The 18,820-nt window shown below is 53.4% G+C and carries 12 protein-coding genes; 2 read left to right on the forward strand and 10 right to left on the reverse strand.

Annotated elements, in window-relative coordinates; all coding sequences use genetic code 11:
• Window positions 1-306 precede the first annotated feature (306 nt).
• On the forward strand, window positions 307-2,601 hold the full coding sequence (locus HUU59_09540) for a T9SS type A sorting domain-containing protein (protein NUO19677.1): 2,295 nt from the start codon (window positions 307-309) through the stop codon (window positions 2,599-2,601).
• A gap of 74 nt (window positions 2,602-2,675) precedes the next feature.
• Window positions 2,676-3,191, forward strand: coding sequence for a hypothetical protein (locus tag HUU59_09545; GenBank protein NUO19678.1), 516 nt, complete (start codon window positions 2,676-2,678; stop codon window positions 3,189-3,191).
• 523 nt (window positions 3,192-3,714) lie between these two features.
• On the opposite strand, the gene HUU59_09550 is transcribed toward HUU59_09545, so the two are convergent.
• From HUU59_09550 to metH, 10 genes are all read right to left on the reverse strand, one after another.
• Window positions 3,715-4,524, reverse strand: a complete 810-nt coding sequence (locus HUU59_09550; protein NUO19679.1) for a hypothetical protein — start codon at window positions 4,522-4,524, stop codon at window positions 3,715-3,717.
• Window positions 4,525-4,681: 157 nt separating this feature from the next.
• Complete coding sequence (locus HUU59_09555; GenBank protein NUO19680.1) at window positions 4,682-5,566, reverse strand: hypothetical protein; 885 nt, start codon at window positions 5,564-5,566, stop codon at window positions 4,682-4,684.
• A complete protein-coding gene (locus tag HUU59_09560; GenBank protein ID NUO19681.1) occupies window positions 5,566-6,801 on the reverse strand; it encodes a hypothetical protein in 1,236 nt (411 codons plus the stop codon). The genes HUU59_09555 and HUU59_09560 overlap by 1 nt, the downstream gene beginning before the upstream one ends.
• 113 nt (window positions 6,802-6,914) lie before the next feature.
• On the reverse strand, window positions 6,915-8,624 hold the full coding sequence (locus tag HUU59_09565; GenBank protein ID NUO19682.1) for a PKD domain-containing protein: 1,710 nt from the start codon (window positions 8,622-8,624) through the stop codon (window positions 6,915-6,917).
• Between the two features lie 508 nt (window positions 8,625-9,132).
• Entirely contained in the window at window positions 9,133-9,438 is a 306-nt protein-coding gene (locus HUU59_09570; protein ID NUO19683.1) for a helix-turn-helix domain-containing protein, read from the reverse strand.
• A complete protein-coding gene (locus HUU59_09575) occupies window positions 9,435-11,369 on the reverse strand; it encodes a NapC/NirT family cytochrome c (protein NUO19684.1) in 1,935 nt (644 codons plus the stop codon). The genes HUU59_09570 and HUU59_09575 overlap by 4 nt, the downstream gene beginning before the upstream one ends.
• Window positions 11,370-11,688: 319 nt before the next feature.
• Window positions 11,689-12,660, reverse strand: coding sequence for a hypothetical protein (locus HUU59_09580; GenBank protein NUO19685.1), 972 nt, complete (start codon window positions 12,658-12,660; stop codon window positions 11,689-11,691).
• Window positions 12,657-14,081, reverse strand: coding sequence for a glycosyltransferase family 39 protein (locus tag HUU59_09585; protein NUO19686.1), 1,425 nt, complete (start codon window positions 14,079-14,081; stop codon window positions 12,657-12,659). Before HUU59_09585 ends, HUU59_09580 begins: the two co-directional genes overlap by 4 nt.
• A complete protein-coding gene (locus HUU59_09590; protein NUO19687.1) occupies window positions 14,071-15,099 on the reverse strand; it encodes a threonine aldolase family protein in 1,029 nt (342 codons plus the stop codon). Before HUU59_09590 ends, HUU59_09585 begins: the two co-directional genes overlap by 11 nt.
• A 1-nt stretch (window position 15,100) precedes the next feature.
• Window positions 15,101-18,784, reverse strand: coding sequence for a methionine synthase (gene metH / locus HUU59_09595; GenBank protein NUO19688.1), 3,684 nt, complete (start codon window positions 18,782-18,784; stop codon window positions 15,101-15,103).
• Window positions 18,785-18,820: the final 36 nt, after the last annotated feature.

Below are 18,820 nucleotides of genomic sequence, written 5' to 3' on the forward strand. Positions count from 1 at the left end.
GGGGCCGTCGTGGCCACCCACCACTAGTAAGCGGGGGGTCAGTCGGGCTTTGGTCGGTTAGCTGTGCATAATATACATATGGATTGAACGTTTGTCAAGCGTTTGTGGTAAAAAATACAATTTTCTATAAACATTTGTGCAATCTTGGATTAGGGGAAATTGGCATTGGACTTACGAGCCGGAGAGGGAAAGTTCGAGAGGCGTGGGGGAGGCGGGAAATTAGGAATAAGAAATGAGAAATTAGAAAGGGGGACGACGTGCGGGGCTGCTGACGGGGAAAGAAGAGTTGTTCTCTTGACAATCCCCGTGGCAAACGCTACCTTGACAGCAGGTCTTGGGAAACTGGCGGGCAAACTAAACTTGGAGACCACGAAGATGACGCGAATTCTATCTGTATTCAATCTTTTGAAGCGGGTGGGGTTCGCGGTTTTGTTGTTGGGGGCGATCCAAGTTGCTTTTACCCAGCAGTGGTCTCTTATTCGTGGCTTACCGGACCGCTTTCATGAGCTTAAGCAATTGGAGGAAACAGATACCCTGTTTCTGCTTGTCGATACAGGTGACTTGTATTTGTCAGGTGACTTCGGGCGGAGCTGGATTCCAATTGCGCGACCTCAATTCACGACGATTTCTTCGATAGAGATTTCGCGAGTAAACGGCCAGGTGCTGCTTTTTGTTTGTGGTTCGCAATCGCCGTACATGAGATTTTCCACCAATCTTGGTCAGGAGTGGCAAGCTTTACCAGATGGATTACCGGAAGCTCGAAATGGGCGTATCGAAAAGGATAGTTTTGGTCGGCTCTGGGTGTATGTTCGAGAGCGCATTTACTTTGCCGAAGCAGGTACACTATCTTTTGACTCATTGGATGCACCTATTGAAGCAAGTACTGTACGTGACGTTGCCGTAATAAATGGGGAGACCCTTTGGATTGCGGCTACGGATTCGGGAGCATATCGAACCACGGATTTGGGTCAGAATTGGGTTCAGACTTTCCCAGCAGGGGTCGAGTCAATTGAAGGTGTCGAAGTCAACCCCCAGAACGAATTATCTGCTATCTTGACCTCCAATCGAGGTTTCGTGAAGACAAATTACTTGGGACAATGGGACCGAATTGAATTCCCAATAGAAGTCGGCGCATGGGGAGGCGTAACCTACGTGAATCAAGACTCTTCAGACTTGGTTGCAATACATGGTTTTCCCATATTGAATAACATATACCGTTCCTCAGATGGCGGGGAGAGTTGGCAACCGGACCTGTGCGGAGCAGCAACAGTCAGCGCATGGCGAATACAGAAACTGGGGCAAAGCTCGGCCAGATTTGCTCTTCTTTTGACAGAGGCCGCTTTAGTGACAAATAACAACGGCGAAACCTTTCAAGTGACCTTGGAGGGTAGTGAAATCGGTAGGTACTGGTTCTCAAAGCATGAGCCCGGCTTGATATATGCCCGTTCCGAGGAAGCACTCTATGTAAGCCCAGATTCAGGTACATTCTGGATATCAACACCTTTCTTGTCCGGTGTTTCATCTCTCGCAGAGCATCCCTCTCGAACGGCCGTATATGTAGCGTGCTATAACGGAGCAGTTTTTTGCTGGGAATGGCCCTCTGGACAAGTGGATAGTCTCGGAAGCCTGAATCCATCATACCTATATTCTTTGACACCGTCATCAGCCGACAGCAACCTTCTATACATAGCTTCCGATGTCGAAACACTATTCCGCTCTGTTGATGGAGGGCTGAGTTGGGTTTCCATCCCAAACCCAGCTCCGCCGGGACAGACACTTCGTTTCATATGTTCGCGCGATCATTCGAATATAGCATTCCTCTACAGCGAATTTAACTTTGAAAATCGAACCCCCAATATCTGGAAAACAGTAGATTATGGAGAGAACTGGACGCACGTTTACTCGCCTAATATTCCGGGCGTAGGAGAGTGGATTCGCGAAATGTGGACATCAGGGGAGATTACAGCAGACTTAAGTCTTAGGCTTTCTATCGATGGTCCGCCGCAATCATGGTACCACTTCTCGTCGGATGGCGGTGAGTCATTTGATTCAATCCAAACGAGCCGAGATGATTCCGGCTATGTTTTCAGTTCTTGGGGCGACTCGACTTTGGCGGTCAAAAGTAGCCGAGTCTTGGACAGCATGTTTGTTGTAGAGGATCATGGACACGATATCACGTTTGCGGGGCTCTTCCCACAGGAAAACGTGATCGGCCTCATTTCATGGACTGGTCACTTTGGGCAGGTATTGAGATATGACAATGTTGCTGTTAGAGCATGGTATTATAGGCAGAGGGCCGCAACAAACGTGATAGAACAGCTCCCCGAACCAACATTGGTATCAAGCGACTTTCTCGTATTTCCCAATCCGGCGAATTCAAATGCACGCATTAGGCTGATTATTCCCGGACGTACAGCATCAGGTACGCTTGATTGCTTTGATCTTCTTGGAAGACGGGTATTCGCAATAGACGAGAAAACCTTGGCAAACAGCAATCTATACTCAATGTCACTCTATGATCTTGCGTCAGGAGTGTATTTTTTAAGGCTTAGCCTATTGGGATCGAGACCAGTGACTAAGAAACTGGTCATTCAGAAGTAGCTTGGAGCACTAAGCCTAAGATTTGTTATGATCGATTCACCAATGAATCAAGACTCATTCAGGAGGGATTAACGATGCAATTAGTGTTACTATTCCTACTCTTGTTGTCAAGCGTAGAAGCTGCTTGGATAAACCCACCCCGCATCGGCAGGTTAAAATCAGGAAACGATGCGTGCATTAACCACTTAATAGTCAAACTCGTCTCACCGTCGTTAGAAACGTCAGTTCTTTCTAAGGTCGGCGAGAGTGGCGGTGTTGTAGAGCAGATAGATGTTGGTAACCTATGGCGCGTTGTCAGTTGGAGCAAGTGTGATATCGAGGAGCAATACACTTTGCTAAGGCGATTGACAGAGCTGTCAGCGGTAAACTACGACTACGTTGCTTCACCAAATCAATACATTGCCCCTGAACTGGCCACAGGAGACAAGTGGAACCTCCACGACACAGAGAACGCGATGGGAGACATCAATGCACCTGAAGCATGGGCATTGCTTTCACACCCACCTGGTGCGGGAATTGGCGCATTTCTGTTGGATTCAGGTACACTGTTGGTCGTCAGAAGAAATGGGACACTTTTAGAGTTAAGTTAATGGAGGGATTTGGTTCGTAAGTTGCGTTTCCTTCGTGGGTTTTGGTTAGGAAATTAGAAAGGCGGGCCCCCCCTTGTCGCCCCCCTTAGTCCCCCCCAAAACTGCGGCAGATTTTGGGGGGAGCGCAGAGCGAAGACGGCCGGAGGCCGCCGGTAGTGTGATTTTTCGATTTGCGTGGTGCTTGACGAGATCCTTCACTTCGCTCAGGATGACAATGCGCGTTACATCGTGAGTTACTATTGCGTTTTTCTAGTAATGGTTTGTGTTGCGCTTTGTATCTCGACTTTGTTTAGAGAGTTCCTTCCAGGATGACAAGGTGTGCTGCATCGTGAATGCGCTTGGGATTTGCGTGGTGCTTGACGAGATCCTTCACTTCGTTCAGGATGACAATGCGTTATTACGTCTCGATCCTGCCTAACATTTTACCCCCCATTATCCCCCCAGAGGACTGGGGGAAATCAACGAACAGCCCGACACTGGAGTGTGTCGGGCCGCTTTATTTTGTCAAGGCAGATGGCGAAAGCTATTCAAACAGCGCGTTGATGACTCCGTTGACGTGCAACGTGTCACCCGGCAGGAAGCGAATCTGATTCGCGTCGTTGTAATTCGAGTTGGGGTCAACATTGGGATGACAGAGATGGCAGCGCATATCGGTCGGGTGAAATTCCGCCGTGGGCGGAACCGCGTGACAGGAGCGGCACTGAGTCAACGTCTGTCCGGTGTTCCAAGACACGGCAACAATGGGGTCGCCCTGATGCAAATTGGAGTGACACCAGGTGGCGCAATTGCTCGGATTTGTATAGGATGCAGGGAAGCCGTTGGCCGTTGAGATGCGCGCATCCACGAAGGCAACATCGGCTGGAAGTATGTCAATGTGAGTCAAATCACGGACGCGATTGTGACATTCGCGGCAACTATAACGGGAATGCGCCTCGTGCGCGCCGGGATTGCGATTGGCAAGCGGATGCTCAGCCGTCGGCGGAAGTCCGTGACAAGTGTTGCAGGCGGCGGGGCCTGCGGATTGAACATGACACTCTTTGCAACTTGCACCACTTCGACCACCGGCGAAATCCACACCGTGACAGGATTGGCAACTGGAGATTGTGTTCCAGTTTTCCAGGGTCTCGAACCGCGTTACATGGCTCGCTGCTACGTCTGCCTGATGCGGGTAGCCGTGACAATCGTAGCATGCTGCGGCGGCAGTAGGCGTTTCCACCACGGGGCCGTTATCGAAGCTTTGTGCCGCGCCATTAACAGCGTGACAACCTAAGCAGCTTTCACCTTTGCTGCCGATTGCTGCAGTTCCGTGCCAGTCCTCACTATAGGGATCCATCCAATTTACGGGATGGGTATTGTAGCTTGAGGTGACGCGATCTTCACTACAGGAGATGAAGAGCATACTCACACATGTTATTAAAATTGGGAGGATGCTTAGACATTTTACCCCCCCATGCCCCCCCAGAGGACTGGGGGGGAATCGGAATGCTAATTTATTGCGCATGGCACCTCGCACACGTCGGTTCGACATTTGGTGTATCGTGACAGGACATGCAAGATTCAAGATCGAACTCTGCCGCTTCGCCGTGTGTGCCGCCGTTCGGTGTGACAAAGCCGGGGCGGAAGTGGTCGGCGGGCAGCACATTCATGTCACGGTGGCAGTCAATACAGAAGCTGCGCTGCTCGTGACAGGTTCCGCAACGGAAGTCGCTTAAATGCGCATCCTGACCGTGACTGTTCAGATAGTTGCGCGGATGCGGATTGATGACCGCATCGCCTTGATGGCAAGATTGACAGTCGAGTTTCGTGCCGCTGATGTGACACATCATACACTGAGCATCGTCGGCAGAGGCCGCAATGCCGTGACGCTGCGCCCACATGATATCGTGGTCAGCGGGAGTGAGTTTTTCGCCCGGAAGGTGACAGGTTTTGCACTCGCGGTTGACGGAGCGGTTGGTGTGACACTCCATGCAGTCGGCCATCTTCGGGAAATGACTCACGGGCTCATCGAGATTAGCATGACAGGTATTGCATTCCAGTCCGGCTTTTTCGATGTGCCGCTGATGGCGGAAGACGGGGCTGTAGTCTCCGATGTACTTGAAGATGAAGCCCTCCCTTTGCTCACCCAAGGCAACGCCCTTGTTGGCGACGTCTTCAGGAGAGTGGCAATCGGCGCAAGCAGACCAGAGCGGAAGCAGATTGTCCGTGCCAGCATTACTCTTTTCGACTCCGGTATGACAGGCGATGCACTCCATATCGGCGTGCAGGGAATGTTTGAAGGCGGACGGAAGTCTGCCATCAGAGCCGACCAGAGCGAACTCGCCATCCGCGAAGGCCGAGGCGGTGAACGCGACGGTCAGTATGAGCAGAAGACGCATCATTGTTCACCCCTTACGGCTGAGCGGAAGTGAGTGACGAGCGAGAAGAGTGCGCGCCAGTCTTCGTTGTGGTACTGATTTTTCAAGTGCTCAATACGGCCGCCGAGATTTATCATGCGAGTGATTGACCAATCCAATCCGCCATAGATGACTTGTGCTTCGGTGTTGGGACGAATTTCACTGTTGGAGCCGCGAGAATAATCAAATCCGAGGCTGACCTCAAATTGCTTGATGTCATATCGAGTCTGACCGTAGAAGCCGTCCATGTCACCTTCGCCGGCGGAGAGCCAATGAGTATAACCGATCTCCCCTTTTTCGTCGCCGATGCCAGCCCGCACCTTATAGAGCATGTCTTCTTCGGTGAAAATCGTGTAGCCCATGCCGGTAAGATATACATCCTCGTCGAACTCCCAGAATGCGCCGAGGCGTGCGGAATTGGTCTTGGACTCTTCCAAAAACGTGGCAAAGAAGGAGTCTTCGAAAATACGCGGAGTTTGAGTGCGCAGGTCGGCGGACAGCATGAGTTTTCCGGTGGTCTGCCAGTAGGCGGTAATCTGACCGGTTTCGATGGCTGACTGTTCGAGATTCATGTGCAGACGTGCGCGCATGGTCAAGTCCTTCAGGGACGTGCAGTGATAGTCAAGCCCGAGACCGTTGAACATCACATCGCCGTCTTTGCTAACATAGAAGTAAGACAAACCGATTTGCCGTTTCCCGAAGCGTGTGCGAACATTGAGTCCGCCTGTCCATCCGCCGTCGGGGTTTTCTTGATCAAGACTCAGTGATGAATTGAGTCGAGAACCGCCGAAAACACGGAGGTCGGTTTTGCGGTTAAACTTGTAGTTGCTCCACAATCCGAGCACGTTGCCGCGGCCGATTCCTTCGGTCACCCATTGCTGTCCCAAGCGAATATCCCACTTGGACGCTTCGGGTTTCCAGATGAGAACGGCGCGGTGTACCCGTGCTGTCCCAGAGCTGTTGGCATAACCGTTCTGATATTCTGCGAAACCGCGCAAAGTGCTTTCGAAGTTCCAGTCTCCGCCGCCGAATTTGTGAACATTCAGACTCAGCAAGGGAACGACTTGAACCCGGTCCACGGAGTCATCGCGAACATATGACCATACTCCGAAGCGGCCGGAGTAGTTCAAAGCAAACGCCGATTGAACTCCGGATACGACCAGAAAGAGGAGAATGGTCAGCAGGAATAGCGCCTGCCGTGACTTGAATTTTCGCATGAGAGTGCGATTTTTAGATGGAGTTTCGCCATTGCAAAGAGAACTTCACAACGGCGAGACAGAAGGAATTTGCGGGGCGGACGAGAGACATCCGCCCCGCTCTTGTTCAAGGCTTACTTACGGGAAGCCATTCTCCGCTGTTCCTGCAAGAGGGGCTGACCGGGAGTCAGGTAGTCAATTGCATTGTTCAGCAGTGAAAGCGCATAAGTGTAGTTGTGCACGCCCATCGAGCCTTCGTTATTCACGAAGAACCAGGCGTACGCGGCTTCGCGCTGCTCGCGGGTTGTTTCCGTCGCGGTGAAGAGCGGCTCGGTGCCGTCGTTCGGGAGCATGCTCAGAAGCTGATTCATCAGGTTCTGAATTTCGGTGCGGCGACCACGATAGTCGAAATCGTTGGGCGTGGCGTGGCACTGGTTGCAGGCCTGCACCTGCGGTGCGAAGCTGTGTCCATGATAATCGTGTCCCGGAGTATCACCCGGAATTGTGTGAACGTGACAGGTCACGCACATGTTCTCGAGCGAGGCTTCGCCGATTTCCACGTCGGGCTGGTGCACGGATTCACGATTATAGGTGTAGCCCGCAATTTCATAGGAGCCGCGACCGATAGCCATGTCGGCTTGGCAGCTGCCGTGCGGTCCGGGGTGTGCGCTGCCGTTGTTGATTTGACCGATAATGTTGGCTTCGTTGCGGCGAGCGTGGTGGCACTGTGCACACTGCTGGCCTTTGCCAAAGCTCAGGTAGCCCTGCTCTTCATCGGGAATCCAGAGTGTGTCAGGATGATCGGGACCGGCATAGACGATGGGGAAGGCATCCAGGCCGCGCAGATATGCGGGGTTGTTCTCTTCGTCGAGTGAGTGCACATCGTGGCAGGTCGCGCAAGAGACTTGATAGCCCTCAGCAGGAACCGCACGGTCCGCCCAATCCGGATCCCACTTCTTGATGAAACCTTCGGAGATGTGGCAGAAGTTGCAAGACGAGCGATTGAATTCCGTGTTGAACTCTTCGATACCGCCGGCAACTTCGATGGCTTGTCCGTGGCCGGAAGTTTCGTACTCTTCATATTGAGAGTGGCAGCGGTTGCAGGTCTCACCGGTTACGACAAGCTCAATGTCCGGTTCGTGCGAAGAGAAGTCCGGACCCATGGGGCCGTGGCAGGCTTCACATGTGACATTGCGGAGATTGACATTCGGGAAGTCATCGTAGCCCGCGTTGTCCACGCCGGGGGTGATGACGGTGCCGTCAAACGCGACGATGTCGTCCCAGCCGGTGGTGTGGCATTGCAAGCAATAGGGATTGTTTTCCGCACCTGAAGCCACGAGCGAAGCGTAGGCCTCGGCATGGTGCGTGGATTCCCACCCTTCGACCTTAGCCTGATGGCAGTGACTGCAGCGATTGGCGTTGTCACCGAGGAAGCTCGGGGTCACGCTGGGCACGTAGGTGTTGACACCGACGCGAACGATGCCGCTGACGCTGCCATCGTTGTCAGTGACAGTCACGGAAATTTCATAGAGGCCGATGCCGCTGGGCGGAGTGTAGTTCGTTACGGCCGCCGTTGGGCTGGAGAGCGTGCCGGAGGCCGCAGTCCACTGATAGGTCATGGGGTCGCCATTGGGGTCGTAGGCGCTGACAAAGAGCACCGTGCTCTCGCCTGTACCGACGCTATCGGGCGCGGCGACAATTGCGGTGATGATGGGCGGTGAATCCGGATTAAGTCCGGAGGGACCTGCGGGTCCCTGGTCTCCTTCGCAGCCGACAAATGCGAGCACGATAACCACCAGGCTTAGGAGAATGAACGTTGCTGGGTGTAGTCTCTTACGATTCATAGTTTGCATCCTTTATCGGGTCCTCTTCCCGTTAATGGTTGCTTCGGATAGTCCGAAAAAAAAGCCCCTGCCAGCGTAGCTGTCAGGGGTTACATATAATGGATAATATTGGTCAGATTAAGCGGGCAGTGATGCGCCTTCGGCGTAATGGTCGAAGATCGGTTAAAATGAATAAGAATGTTCCGGAATTTCATTTGTCAACTCGACTGCGATAACTTGGGTCATTAGCAAGTTACTGCAGGTATTGTAAACAATTTTCATTCCAACGGCAAGGCTCAAACGGGTCTTGGTGACCCATCCACAAAATCCGTCAAAATCTCAAGTCATTAGTTTTTAATGATACAGACCAGTCTTGTCAGATTATGGATATGTGGATAAGGAGGCGTAAATTTAGATATATTAGTCCGTTTCGCCGTCTTTGTTGGTGCAATTAAGTATAATGGGTGCTTATTTCGTTTTAATAGTGGTTATTTTGGGCTGTCTGACGGCTTAGATGGCCACAAATTGCCTACTGACCGGCAGCGCGATGTTCACGAACGAAGCGATTGATTTCGTCGCGTTCGAAAAGAATCACTTTGCGTGACAAACGCACGCATTTGAGACGGTCTTCCCGGACCCATCGCATAATAGTAGTACGATGAACACGTCCGAGCATTTCTGCAGCTTCGGAGAGGGTTAGGAGCCCTTGTGGTGAATCACTGTTCACTCTTGGGGCCATTACCCCGTCCGCACGGGTTGTCTTCACAACGCGTGTTCCTACGGTGGTCATGGGGTCTCCTTTCGCGGCAGTTTTTTTGTCTTTTTTGGAGTTCATTGGGCAGCTCCGATGGCTTCGAACCACCGCTTAAACAGTTGAGGGTTATGGGCAGAAGCGCTGCCATCCTTTTGCAGCAGGTCTGCCAATTGTTGGTATTGCCTATGTTTCTCGCTGCCAGGTTTGAAATTGGCGAGCGCGTTATGGATAGCTTTTGTCATATTACGGGCGTCCGTCTGCCACTGAGTCAAGGTATCGCCAAATGCATTGTCGTGACAGCCGATGCATAGCGGAGCAACATCGCGAGAGACTTTGTTACCGGTCGCTTCATGGCAATCGGTGCAGGCGAACTCCAAATCCGCCTTGAAGGACGGCGCGGCACCGGCGAATTGCGGCACGTTTCCATTGAACACGTTGAGTTGAGTCGTGTGACAGGACTCACACTTAGCCTTACTATCTACGAGGGGCTGATGGTGACAACTGTTACAGTCATTTTTCGACATCAGCAGTTTTCCATGCGACTCGGCTGCGACGGAGTGACAGGTTTCGCATTTCCCGACGGTGGCATGCTTACGGTGATCAAAGGTGTTGCCCCCGTGCATCACCACGGCATCGCCGGCGGCCGGGTGGCAGGAATTGCAAGACTGCGCGCCAGCAACTTCGGTTCCAACAATGCGCGCGGAGAGCAGTTCAATCATCTCCGGATTGTGCAATGGATTGCCGCGCCTGTACATATCGAGAGCCAGCCGCATCGTATCGCGCAAAGCCGTATCAAGCGAGGCGGCACGTGATTCCAGTTCCTTGATGCGGCGGTAAATCGGTTCGTCCCAGCGAGTCCACAATTTGTCATAGCCGGCATCGTGACACGGAGTGCAGACAGGGTCGGGGTGATTGCCATCCGACGAATGAATATCGCCGACGTGACAGGATTCACACTCCATGCCGGCCTTGGCCATTGAGGACGGACTGAGCGGAATTCCGGGCAGGTCCCCACGCCACACTCTCTCGATTGCATCATCCGGCTTGCCATGACACTGACTGCACGTGCGCTCGGCGCTGGCGAATGCGACAGCTTCCTTGCCATGCCGAATCTGAATATGGCAGGCGGTACACTCGACTTTGCGGTCGGTCACGTGCTTTTGATGCACGAACTCGACGTCGTTGTAGCGCTCGATGTGCTGCAGTTCGGCATGGCAGGAATTGCAGCGTTCACGCGGGACGAATCCATCGCCTGCAACCTCACTCGCGTGGCAACTCGAGCAGTCGGCTTTACGCGCGAGCATTTCCGTATGGTCAAAGCTGGTGTCGGCTGCCATGACTCCTGTCGGCGGATTGTGGCAGTTGGTGCACGTCGCCAAGTCAGTCGGGAATCCCAAGGTGTCCGGTTTGAAGTGACAGAGGAAGCAGGCAGACTCGTTGACGGAAATATGCTCACCCTGAACAATGTTGGAGTGGCATGAGGTGCAGCGCAGCTGTTTGCCGCGCCGGAGTTCCTCGATGTGCGGCTTGTGATCGAATTTCACGCCGCGGAAGTCTTCAGTGCTTTCGAGCAAGCGGGTATCATGACAGCCTGAACGAAGACAGGATCTGTCTTCAATTTCAGCCCACGGCTTAGAACGCTTATACACGCCCGTGAAGTAATTGGCGACCATGGAGACGGCCAGAAATTTCGAATGCACCGTTCCTTCGAAGCCGGGAGGAATGTGACACTCGATGCAGGTCACATTGGCATGAGTGGAGGTTTCCCACGCTTCGAAATAGGGTTCCATGACATGACAGGACTTGCAAAAGGAGGGCTGCGACGTCACTTTGACAAAGAACAGCAGCGAAAATGCCACGACGATGGAAGAGGCAAAGAGCACCAGCCCGATACGACGGGGGCCAAATGCCATCAAGCGCCTCCAACCCACCCCAAACAGCCAGAACGGGAGTTTAATAGTCTCCCAACAGGCTGCGAAAAACTCGTTAGCGAGCCATCTGAATTTGTTCATCATCGGATACTTCTTTCGGTGGAAGGGTATTGCCACCCCACGATCGACCCAAGTCCATCGTTGAAGCAGATCTGGGATCGGGGACGCTGTAATCGCGCACGTCGGTGAGTTTGGGAGTGTGGTCGCAACAGCGGCGAACAGACGCGCAAGACTGAAAGGACTAATAGGTTATGCGGCAGTCCCGATTCCAGTTACAATATCGGAAAGCAATCGGGAGCAGTCAAGCATAAATAATAGGTATCTGTCAGTTTGAGGCCGCTGTGTGACTTGGTCTCCTCCGTTTATGTCCAAAATAAACTAAAAATGAGGCAGAAATTGTCTAATTATAAGAGGAGGAATAGGTCCAGAATCCTCCTCTCGGGGGTATTATTGCGAAGCAGAGCAATGTGAAGAAGATGGTGTCGAGAACATGCTCAAAGTAGTGCGACGCAAGCAGGTAGTTGATAGACAGGCCGTCATGGGCGAAGTCGGGCTGCTGTGCGAGATTGTCAATCCCCGCCTGCAGAGGTATCAAAACTTGAATGGACAAGAGAGGAAGTGCGGCGAGCAAGAGCACCGCAATTCCTTTCGGTAAGTTCTGCGAACGACGGCTGGTTTCAGGCTGTGTACCGGCCAGCCACAAGGCGAGCGGCAGCGGAAAAAACACGAGAGGAAATGTGGCAAGTTCGCGGACGCTGTGGGCGAGATAACGTGGGTCCTCAAGCGAATGAAGCAGCTGATCCAGTGATGAAGTCAGAAGCCAAGCAAACAAGACTGCCGCGGCTGTTGTGATAAGAATGGGCCGCAAGCGGCGGCTGTTCCAAATCAGCGGGCGGCGAAAAAGAAGCAGAACAGCCGAGATATAGAGCGGAATGAGAATCACCAGAGATAGTGTGCTGGGCAGATGCAGGAGATAGGAACCGCCCGGTTCGGAACGCACTTCACTTTGCTTCTGCAAGGTGAGATAGGCCAGAGTTTCATCGAAACCGAAGTATGAGAAGCTGAAGAGCAGACAAACGAGAGCGAAACCAACGGAGGACAGCAGCCAGCGCAGGCTGAGTGTTCGCTGTGCCGCGTTGGGTGTTAGCACACTGAACCATGCACAAAATAGAATCGCAATGACGGTCAAGGACGGGATGTGGCCTGCAAAGTGCGAGGCATAGAAGACCGTCTGCAGAAGTGTCAATGCACCGCTTTCGTGCACAATCGTGTTCCACAACCACGGTGAGCCGTGATACCAGGCCAGATAGAGGTAGCTTGTCACGTAGGTCGCGAGCGGCAGGCACAAGAGCCAGAGAGAGTTCGAGGTCATGGTTGACTTTCCTCCGAGCGAGTCCACCATGAGAGAGTAATCGGAGAAACCCAGCTTACCGCATAGGGATTGACATCAGATTCGGGCGGATAGACGATTGAATCCGTCCTCCGCCAGTTTGCATTCAGTTCGGCGGCAACGGCAGGCGAGTTGGACTCAGAATTGTAGGCCGAAACGCGAACGACTGTATTCACGGATTGCAGTTTGATATGCAAGGGTTCACCGGATTCAGATGCGGCGATGCGTGAGTCCAATTCATCCGGGAGGTAGTTCTTCACACACTTTGCGATGTAATTGCGGTCAGCAAGAATGATGTCGGGACAATGCCCGGGCTCGGCAAGCACATCCGCGACACGATTCCACGGCTCCTTGTCGAGCTTAGTGTAATAGCTGTGAAGAGGAAACAGGGAGACGAGAAACAGCGCAACAGCAAGCGCGATGCGGTGCCGCGGCTTCGATTCCGAGACGGCAAATCCAAGGAGCAAGAAGCATGTCAGAGCGGCGGGAGTCGCATAGCGAAAGACGAAGATTGGCGTCAAGAGAATAGAGGTCAGCCACGGCAGGAAGGCGAAGGCAATCGCGAAGAGTGTGGAGACTGAGATGCTCCAAACCGGAACGCTTTGGCGAGCAACACTTCGATAGACTCCAATTACGAAGAAAAGTGCGAGAAGCCCTGCAAGGAGCGGGAAGCGAAAGAAGTGATATGGCACGGCGAACAGGGTGGCAACGGACGGTTCTTCAATCCAGAGCGCGACCTCTCCTCCGCCGGCTTTGGTGAGAAACCGTTCGCCGAATATCAACAGTTGCGGCAGGCAAAGCAGAAGAATTGCCACCAGCGGCCAGATTAGTTTGCGATACTCCATCGGTCCCTGTCTCGAGTGCAGCCACCAGAGAGCAAGAATCATTGGGAAGATGAACACTCCGAACGCGTGAGTGTAAACGAGGGCTGCGACGCAAAGCACAAAGGCAACACGGTCAGACAGATTGCCTCGAGTTACCGAACGCAGAGCGTAGAGCGCACACATTGACGCGAGAAAGAGCATCAGCGCATATGGACGCGCATCCTGACTGATATGTATCATCGCGGGGTTGACGGCCATCAGCCATGCAGCCCACAAAGCAGCGGCGGGAGTGAACAGAAACAATGCAAGCCGGTAAAGCGCGCTTACCGAGGCCACTCCGAAGACAACCGAAATTGCACGGAGGCCGGATTCGGAAAGACCTGTAACCGAAGTGAACAGCTTTTCGAGCAATAGAAAGAGCGGCCCCTGCGTCGCGTCCGCAGTAATGCCGCTCCAACCTTTTTTCATCAAACCCAATGTGTGCTGTTCATCGAGCCAGAGGCTCTCGTCACCCAGCCCGTACAGCCGCAATGAAAGCGCGACCAGCAAGGCAGCTATATACCATTGTCTATGATTCAATCGCCTTGCGAATCAGTTTGGCGGCTTCGATGCACTGAGACGTTGTGACATCGCGGTGGGTCACGAGACGGATGGTACGGGGTGCGAAATCGAAGAAGCGCACGCCGATCCGCTCCGCCTTTGAGACTATGGTCTTTGCGTCGGGTGCCGGAGTCTTGATATCAAGAATGATGATATTCGTCTGCACATTGGAGGGATTGAGATCAATGAGCGCAGATTCGGACAGCAATTCGGCGAGTTTCCGCGCATTTGCATGGTCGTTGTGCAACTGTTCCATGTGATACTCCAGCGCATGGAGACAGGCAGCGGCAAGGATGCCCGATTGACGCATGGCTCCTCCAAGCATCCGGCGATATCGCGATGCTCGCTTTATCAGTTCAGAATTCCCCACAAGAATCGAACCGGCAGGACAGCCCAGTCCCTTGGAGAAACAGGCAGAGATCAAATCAAACGGATCCGCCAACTCGGCCAGCGGCATGCCGGAAGCTACTGACGCATTCCAGATTCGCGCACCGTCGCAATACGAGTGAATCCGCCGTTCCCTGGCAGTACTGCAGATTCGCCTGAGTTCAGGTTGCGGGAAAATAGTTCCGCCTGAGCGGTTGTGTGTATTCTCAACGGATACGACTGTGGTCGGCGGATTCACGTCGAAATCAAAGCCTTTGATGTTCGCAATAAATTCTTCGACAGTAAATCTGCCGTTTTCGCCGACCTGCTGCAGCTGCACCGAGGAGTTAGCCGGGATTCCGCCCGCCTCATACAGAACGATGTGTGCATCCTTAGTCACAATGACTTCATCGCCCGGACGCGTCAGAGTTCGAATGGCACATTGATTGGCCATCGTGCTGGTCGGAAAAAACAGCGCGGCTTCCTTGCCGAATAGCTCAGCAACACGTTCCTGCAGAAGGTTTGTGGTCGGGTCTTCGCCGAACTGGTCGTCACCGACTTCAGCTGAGGCCATGGCCTGCCGCATGGCGGCTGTCGGTTTGGTGATTGTATCGGAGCGGAGGTCTATCATTTCAGTCTTGATTTGAGGCAAGCAGCCGTTTGGCTTCCTGCAGCGAGAGTCCCTTGCGGTGCGCGTAGTCCTGCACCTGGTCATCGGCGATTTTACCGATACCGAAGTATTTTGATTCCGGATGAGAAATATAAAAGCCGGAAACGGATGATGCCGGGAGCATGGCAAAGTGCTCGGTCAGAGTGATGCCGGCATTTTGCTCCGCCTGAAGTAAATCAAACAGAGTGCGTTTCTCGGAATGCTCCGGGCAGGCGGGATAGCCGGGTGCGGGGCGAATCCCGCGATAGGATTCTTTGATGAGCTCGTCATTGGTCAAACTCTCGTCCGGAGCGTAGCCCCAGAATTCCTTGCGCACCCGCTCATGCAGGTGCTCGGCAAAGGCTTCCGCGAGTCTGTCGGCGAGAGCTTTGACGAGAATTGCGCGATAGTCATCGTGGTTTTTCTCAAAATCTGCGACGAGCTGATTCAGTTCGCCGCCGGAGGTGACCGCAAAGCCGCCCATATAGTCGGCTATACCTGAGTCCTTCGGCGCAATGAAATCCGCCAGGGAGAGATTCGGCGACGCGGAATCCTTTTTCATTTGCTGACGAAGCATATGGAACGTCGTGAGAATTCTTTTGCGCGTGTCGTCCGTGTAGATTTCGACGGAATCGCCGACGCTGTTAGCCGGGAAAATTCCGAATACTGCATGCGCTTTGAGTCTGCGATGAGCGAGAATATCCGTCAACATTTCCTGCGCATCGCGGAACAGGGAGCGAGCGCTTTCGCCGACCACTTTGTCATCAAGAATTGCAGGATACCTGCCGGAGAGTTCCCAAGCCTGAAAGAACGGAGTCCAATCCATCCGCTCCACGAGTCTTTCGAGCGGATAGTCGCGCAGGACGGTCAGGCCAAGTTGATTGGGTTTTACGACGTCGTCGAAATTCAGTTTCGCGCGGTTTGCTCTTGCTTCTTCAATAGCGGCAAGTTTTTGCGCTCCGGATTGCTGCGCACGAATTGCGCGGACTTTTTCGTAATCCGCTGCAATATCACGGACGAATTCCTCGCGAAGCTGTTTGCTAATCAGACTTGTTGCAACACCAACCGCGCGGGAGGCGTCGAGGACATGAACCGTCGGACCGGAGTATTTCGGACTAATCTTTACGGCGGTGTGAACGCGAGACGTCGTCGCGCCTCCGATTAGAAGCGGTGTATTCATATGCAGGCGTTCCATTTCGGAAGCCACGAAGGACATTTCCTCAAGTGACGGTGTAATCAGACCGCTCAGTCCGATTAAGTCAACCCGTTCCTTGCCGGCTGTTTCGAGGATTTTCGAGCAGGGCACCATAACTCCGAGGTCAATGACTTCAAAGCCGTTGCATTGCAGCACCACACCGACGATGTTCTTGCCGATGTCATGGACATCTCCTTTCACCGTGGCAAGAAGAATCCGGCCTTTACTCGAACTCTCGCCGGCCTTTTTGGACGCTTCAATATAGGGAATCAGATAGGCGACAGCCTTCTTCATGACGCGAGCACTCTTGACGACCTGCGGAAGGAACATCTTACCCGCCCCGAAGAGGTCGCCGACTCGATTCATGCCTGCCATGAGCGGTCCCTCGATTACCTCAATGGGCTCGGCGAAGATCTGCCGCGCGGCTTCGGTATCTTCGATAATGAAATCGTCAATACCTTCGACCAGCGCGTGCTTGAGCCGCTCGTGAACATCGTGCTTGCGCCATTCGAGTTCGACTGTTTTATCCTTCGCCTTTCCTTTTACAGTCGCCGCAAATTCGAGGAGACGCTCGGTAGCGTCCGCACGGCGATTCATCACCACGTCCTCGACACGCTCAAGGAGTTGCGGTTCGATGTCGTCGTAAATCGGAAGTGCGCCCGCATTAACAATGGCCATGTCCATACCGGCATGGATGGCATGGTAGAGAAAGACGGCGTGAATGGCTTCACGAACCGGGTTGTTGCCCCGGAAGGAAAAGGAGACGTTGCTCAATCCGCCGCTGATGCGGACATGAGGGCACCTGGACTTGATTTGCCGCGTCGCTTCGAAAAATTGTACGGCGTAATCATTATGCTCTTCGATACCGGTGGCAATGGCGAAGATGTTCGGGTCGATGATGATATCCTGAGGAAGAAAACCCGCCTGCTCCATCAGAAGTCTGTATGCCCGTTCGGCAATCGCGACGCGGCGTTCGACGGTATCTGCCTGTCCCTGCTCGTCAAAACACATGACTATTACGGCGGCGCCGTAACGCTTGCATAACTTCGCCTGACGAAGAAACTCGGCTTCACCTTCCTTCATGCTGATTGAATTGACGACGGGTTTACCCTGAATGCACTTCAGACCGGATTCGATGACCGACCACTTGGATGAGTCGATAACGAACGGCACACGGGCAATGGAGGGCTCAGTCGCTATCAGGTTCAGGAAGCGCACCATGGCCGCCTCTGAATCGAGCAGACCTTCGTCCATGTTTATGTCAATCATCTGCGCGCCGCTTTCGACCTGCTGCCTTGCAACTTCAATGGCAGTTTCGTAGTTGCCATCGAGAATCAGTTTGGCAAAGCGCGCCGAGCCTGTAACATTAGTGCGTTCACCGATGTTGACGAAGCCGCTTTCTTCCCCAATGGTCAGCGGTTCGAGACCGGAGACACGCAAGCGCGCGGGCAAGTGAACGATTTTGCGCGGAGAGTGCAGCTTTGCCGCATTCGCAATTGCGGAGATATGCCCGGGCTGTGTTCCGCAGCAGCCACCGGCGATGTTGAGTAATCCTGCCTGCGCAAATCCGCCCATGACTTTGGCCATATGCTCCGGCGTGTCGTCGTACTCGCCAAACTCGTTGGGCAGACCGGCGTTGGGATGAAGACTCACGTAACAATCCGCAACACGCGAAAGTTCCTGCAAGTAGGGCAACATGGTCTCTGCCCCAAGCGCGCAATTCAATCCGACGGCAAAAGGTTTCGCATGACTGATGGAATTCCAGAATGCCTCGGTGGTTTGTCCGGAAAGAGTGCGGCCGCTGGCATCCGTGATCGTGCCTGAGACGATCAGAGGAACGCGCTCGCCGAGGGAGTCGAAGACGTTTTCAACAGCGAAGATGGCGGCCTTGGCGTTTAACGTGTCAAAGGACGTTTCAATCAAGAGGAGGTCCGCCCCGCCCTGCATCAATCCGCGCGCGCATGCTTCGTAAACCGTAACCATCTGATCGAAGTTCAGGTCGCGGTAGCCGGGATCGTTCACATTTGGTGAAAGCGAAAGGGTCTTGTTGGTGGGGCCGATGCTTCCGGCAATGAAACGTGGCCGCGACGGCTCCCGAAGCTCGAATTCATCGGCTGCTGCCCGCGCAACCTGAGCGGCGGCAAGGTTTATTTCTTCTGCGAACTCCTCCATGCCATAGTCTGCAAGAGACGGCGCATTGGCCGTGAAGCTATTGGTCGAAACAATGTCGGCATCAGCTTCGAAGTAGAGGGCATGCAGTTTCTTGATTAGCTCAGGTTTGGTCAGGACAAGCAAGTCGTTGTTGCCCTTCAGGTCGCGCGGCCATTCGGCAAAGCGCGCACCCCGGTAATCAGCCTCAGTCAAGCCATGACGCTGAATCAGGGTGCCCATTGCGCCGTCCAATACGAGGATTCGTTGCGTAATGAGTTTGTGCAGTGCTTCGATGCGGGAGGCGCGGGTCCAGACTGTCATGTCAGTGAAGGATGTATTCCTTTGTAATTTATACGG

The organism is bacterium (assembly GCA_013360195.1).
GTDB lineage: Bacteria > Electryoneota > RPQS01 > RPQS01 > RPQS01 > JABWCQ01.

Coding starts and splice junctions, on each gene's coding strand:
- HUU59_09545 (NUO19678.1), top strand. CDS start 2,676: ATGCAATTAGTGTTACTATTCCTACTCTTGTTGTCAAGCGTAGAAGCT.
- HUU59_09550 (NUO19679.1), bottom strand. CDS start 4,524: ATGGATCCCTATAGTGAGGACTGGCACGGAACTGCAGCAATCGGCAGC.
- HUU59_09555 (NUO19680.1), bottom strand. CDS start 5,566: ATGCGTCTTCTGCTCATACTGACCGTCGCGTTCACCGCCTCGGCCTTC.
- HUU59_09560 (NUO19681.1), bottom strand. CDS start 6,801: ATGCGAAAATTCAAGTCACGGCAGGCGCTATTCCTGCTGACCATTCTC.
- HUU59_09565 (NUO19682.1), bottom strand. CDS start 8,624: ATGAATCGTAAGAGACTACACCCAGCAACGTTCATTCTCCTAAGCCTG.
- HUU59_09570 (NUO19683.1), bottom strand. CDS start 9,438: ATGAACTCCAAAAAAGACAAAAAAACTGCCGCGAAAGGAGACCCCATG.
- HUU59_09575 (NUO19684.1), bottom strand. CDS start 11,369: ATGAACAAATTCAGATGGCTCGCTAACGAGTTTTTCGCAGCCTGTTGG.
- HUU59_09580 (NUO19685.1), bottom strand. CDS start 12,660: ATGACCTCGAACTCTCTCTGGCTCTTGTGCCTGCCGCTCGCGACCTAC.
- HUU59_09590 (NUO19687.1), bottom strand. CDS start 15,099: ATGATAGACCTCCGCTCCGATACAATCACCAAACCGACAGCCGCCATG.
- metH (NUO19688.1), bottom strand. CDS start 18,784: ATGACAGTCTGGACCCGCGCCTCCCGCATCGAAGCACTGCACAAACTC.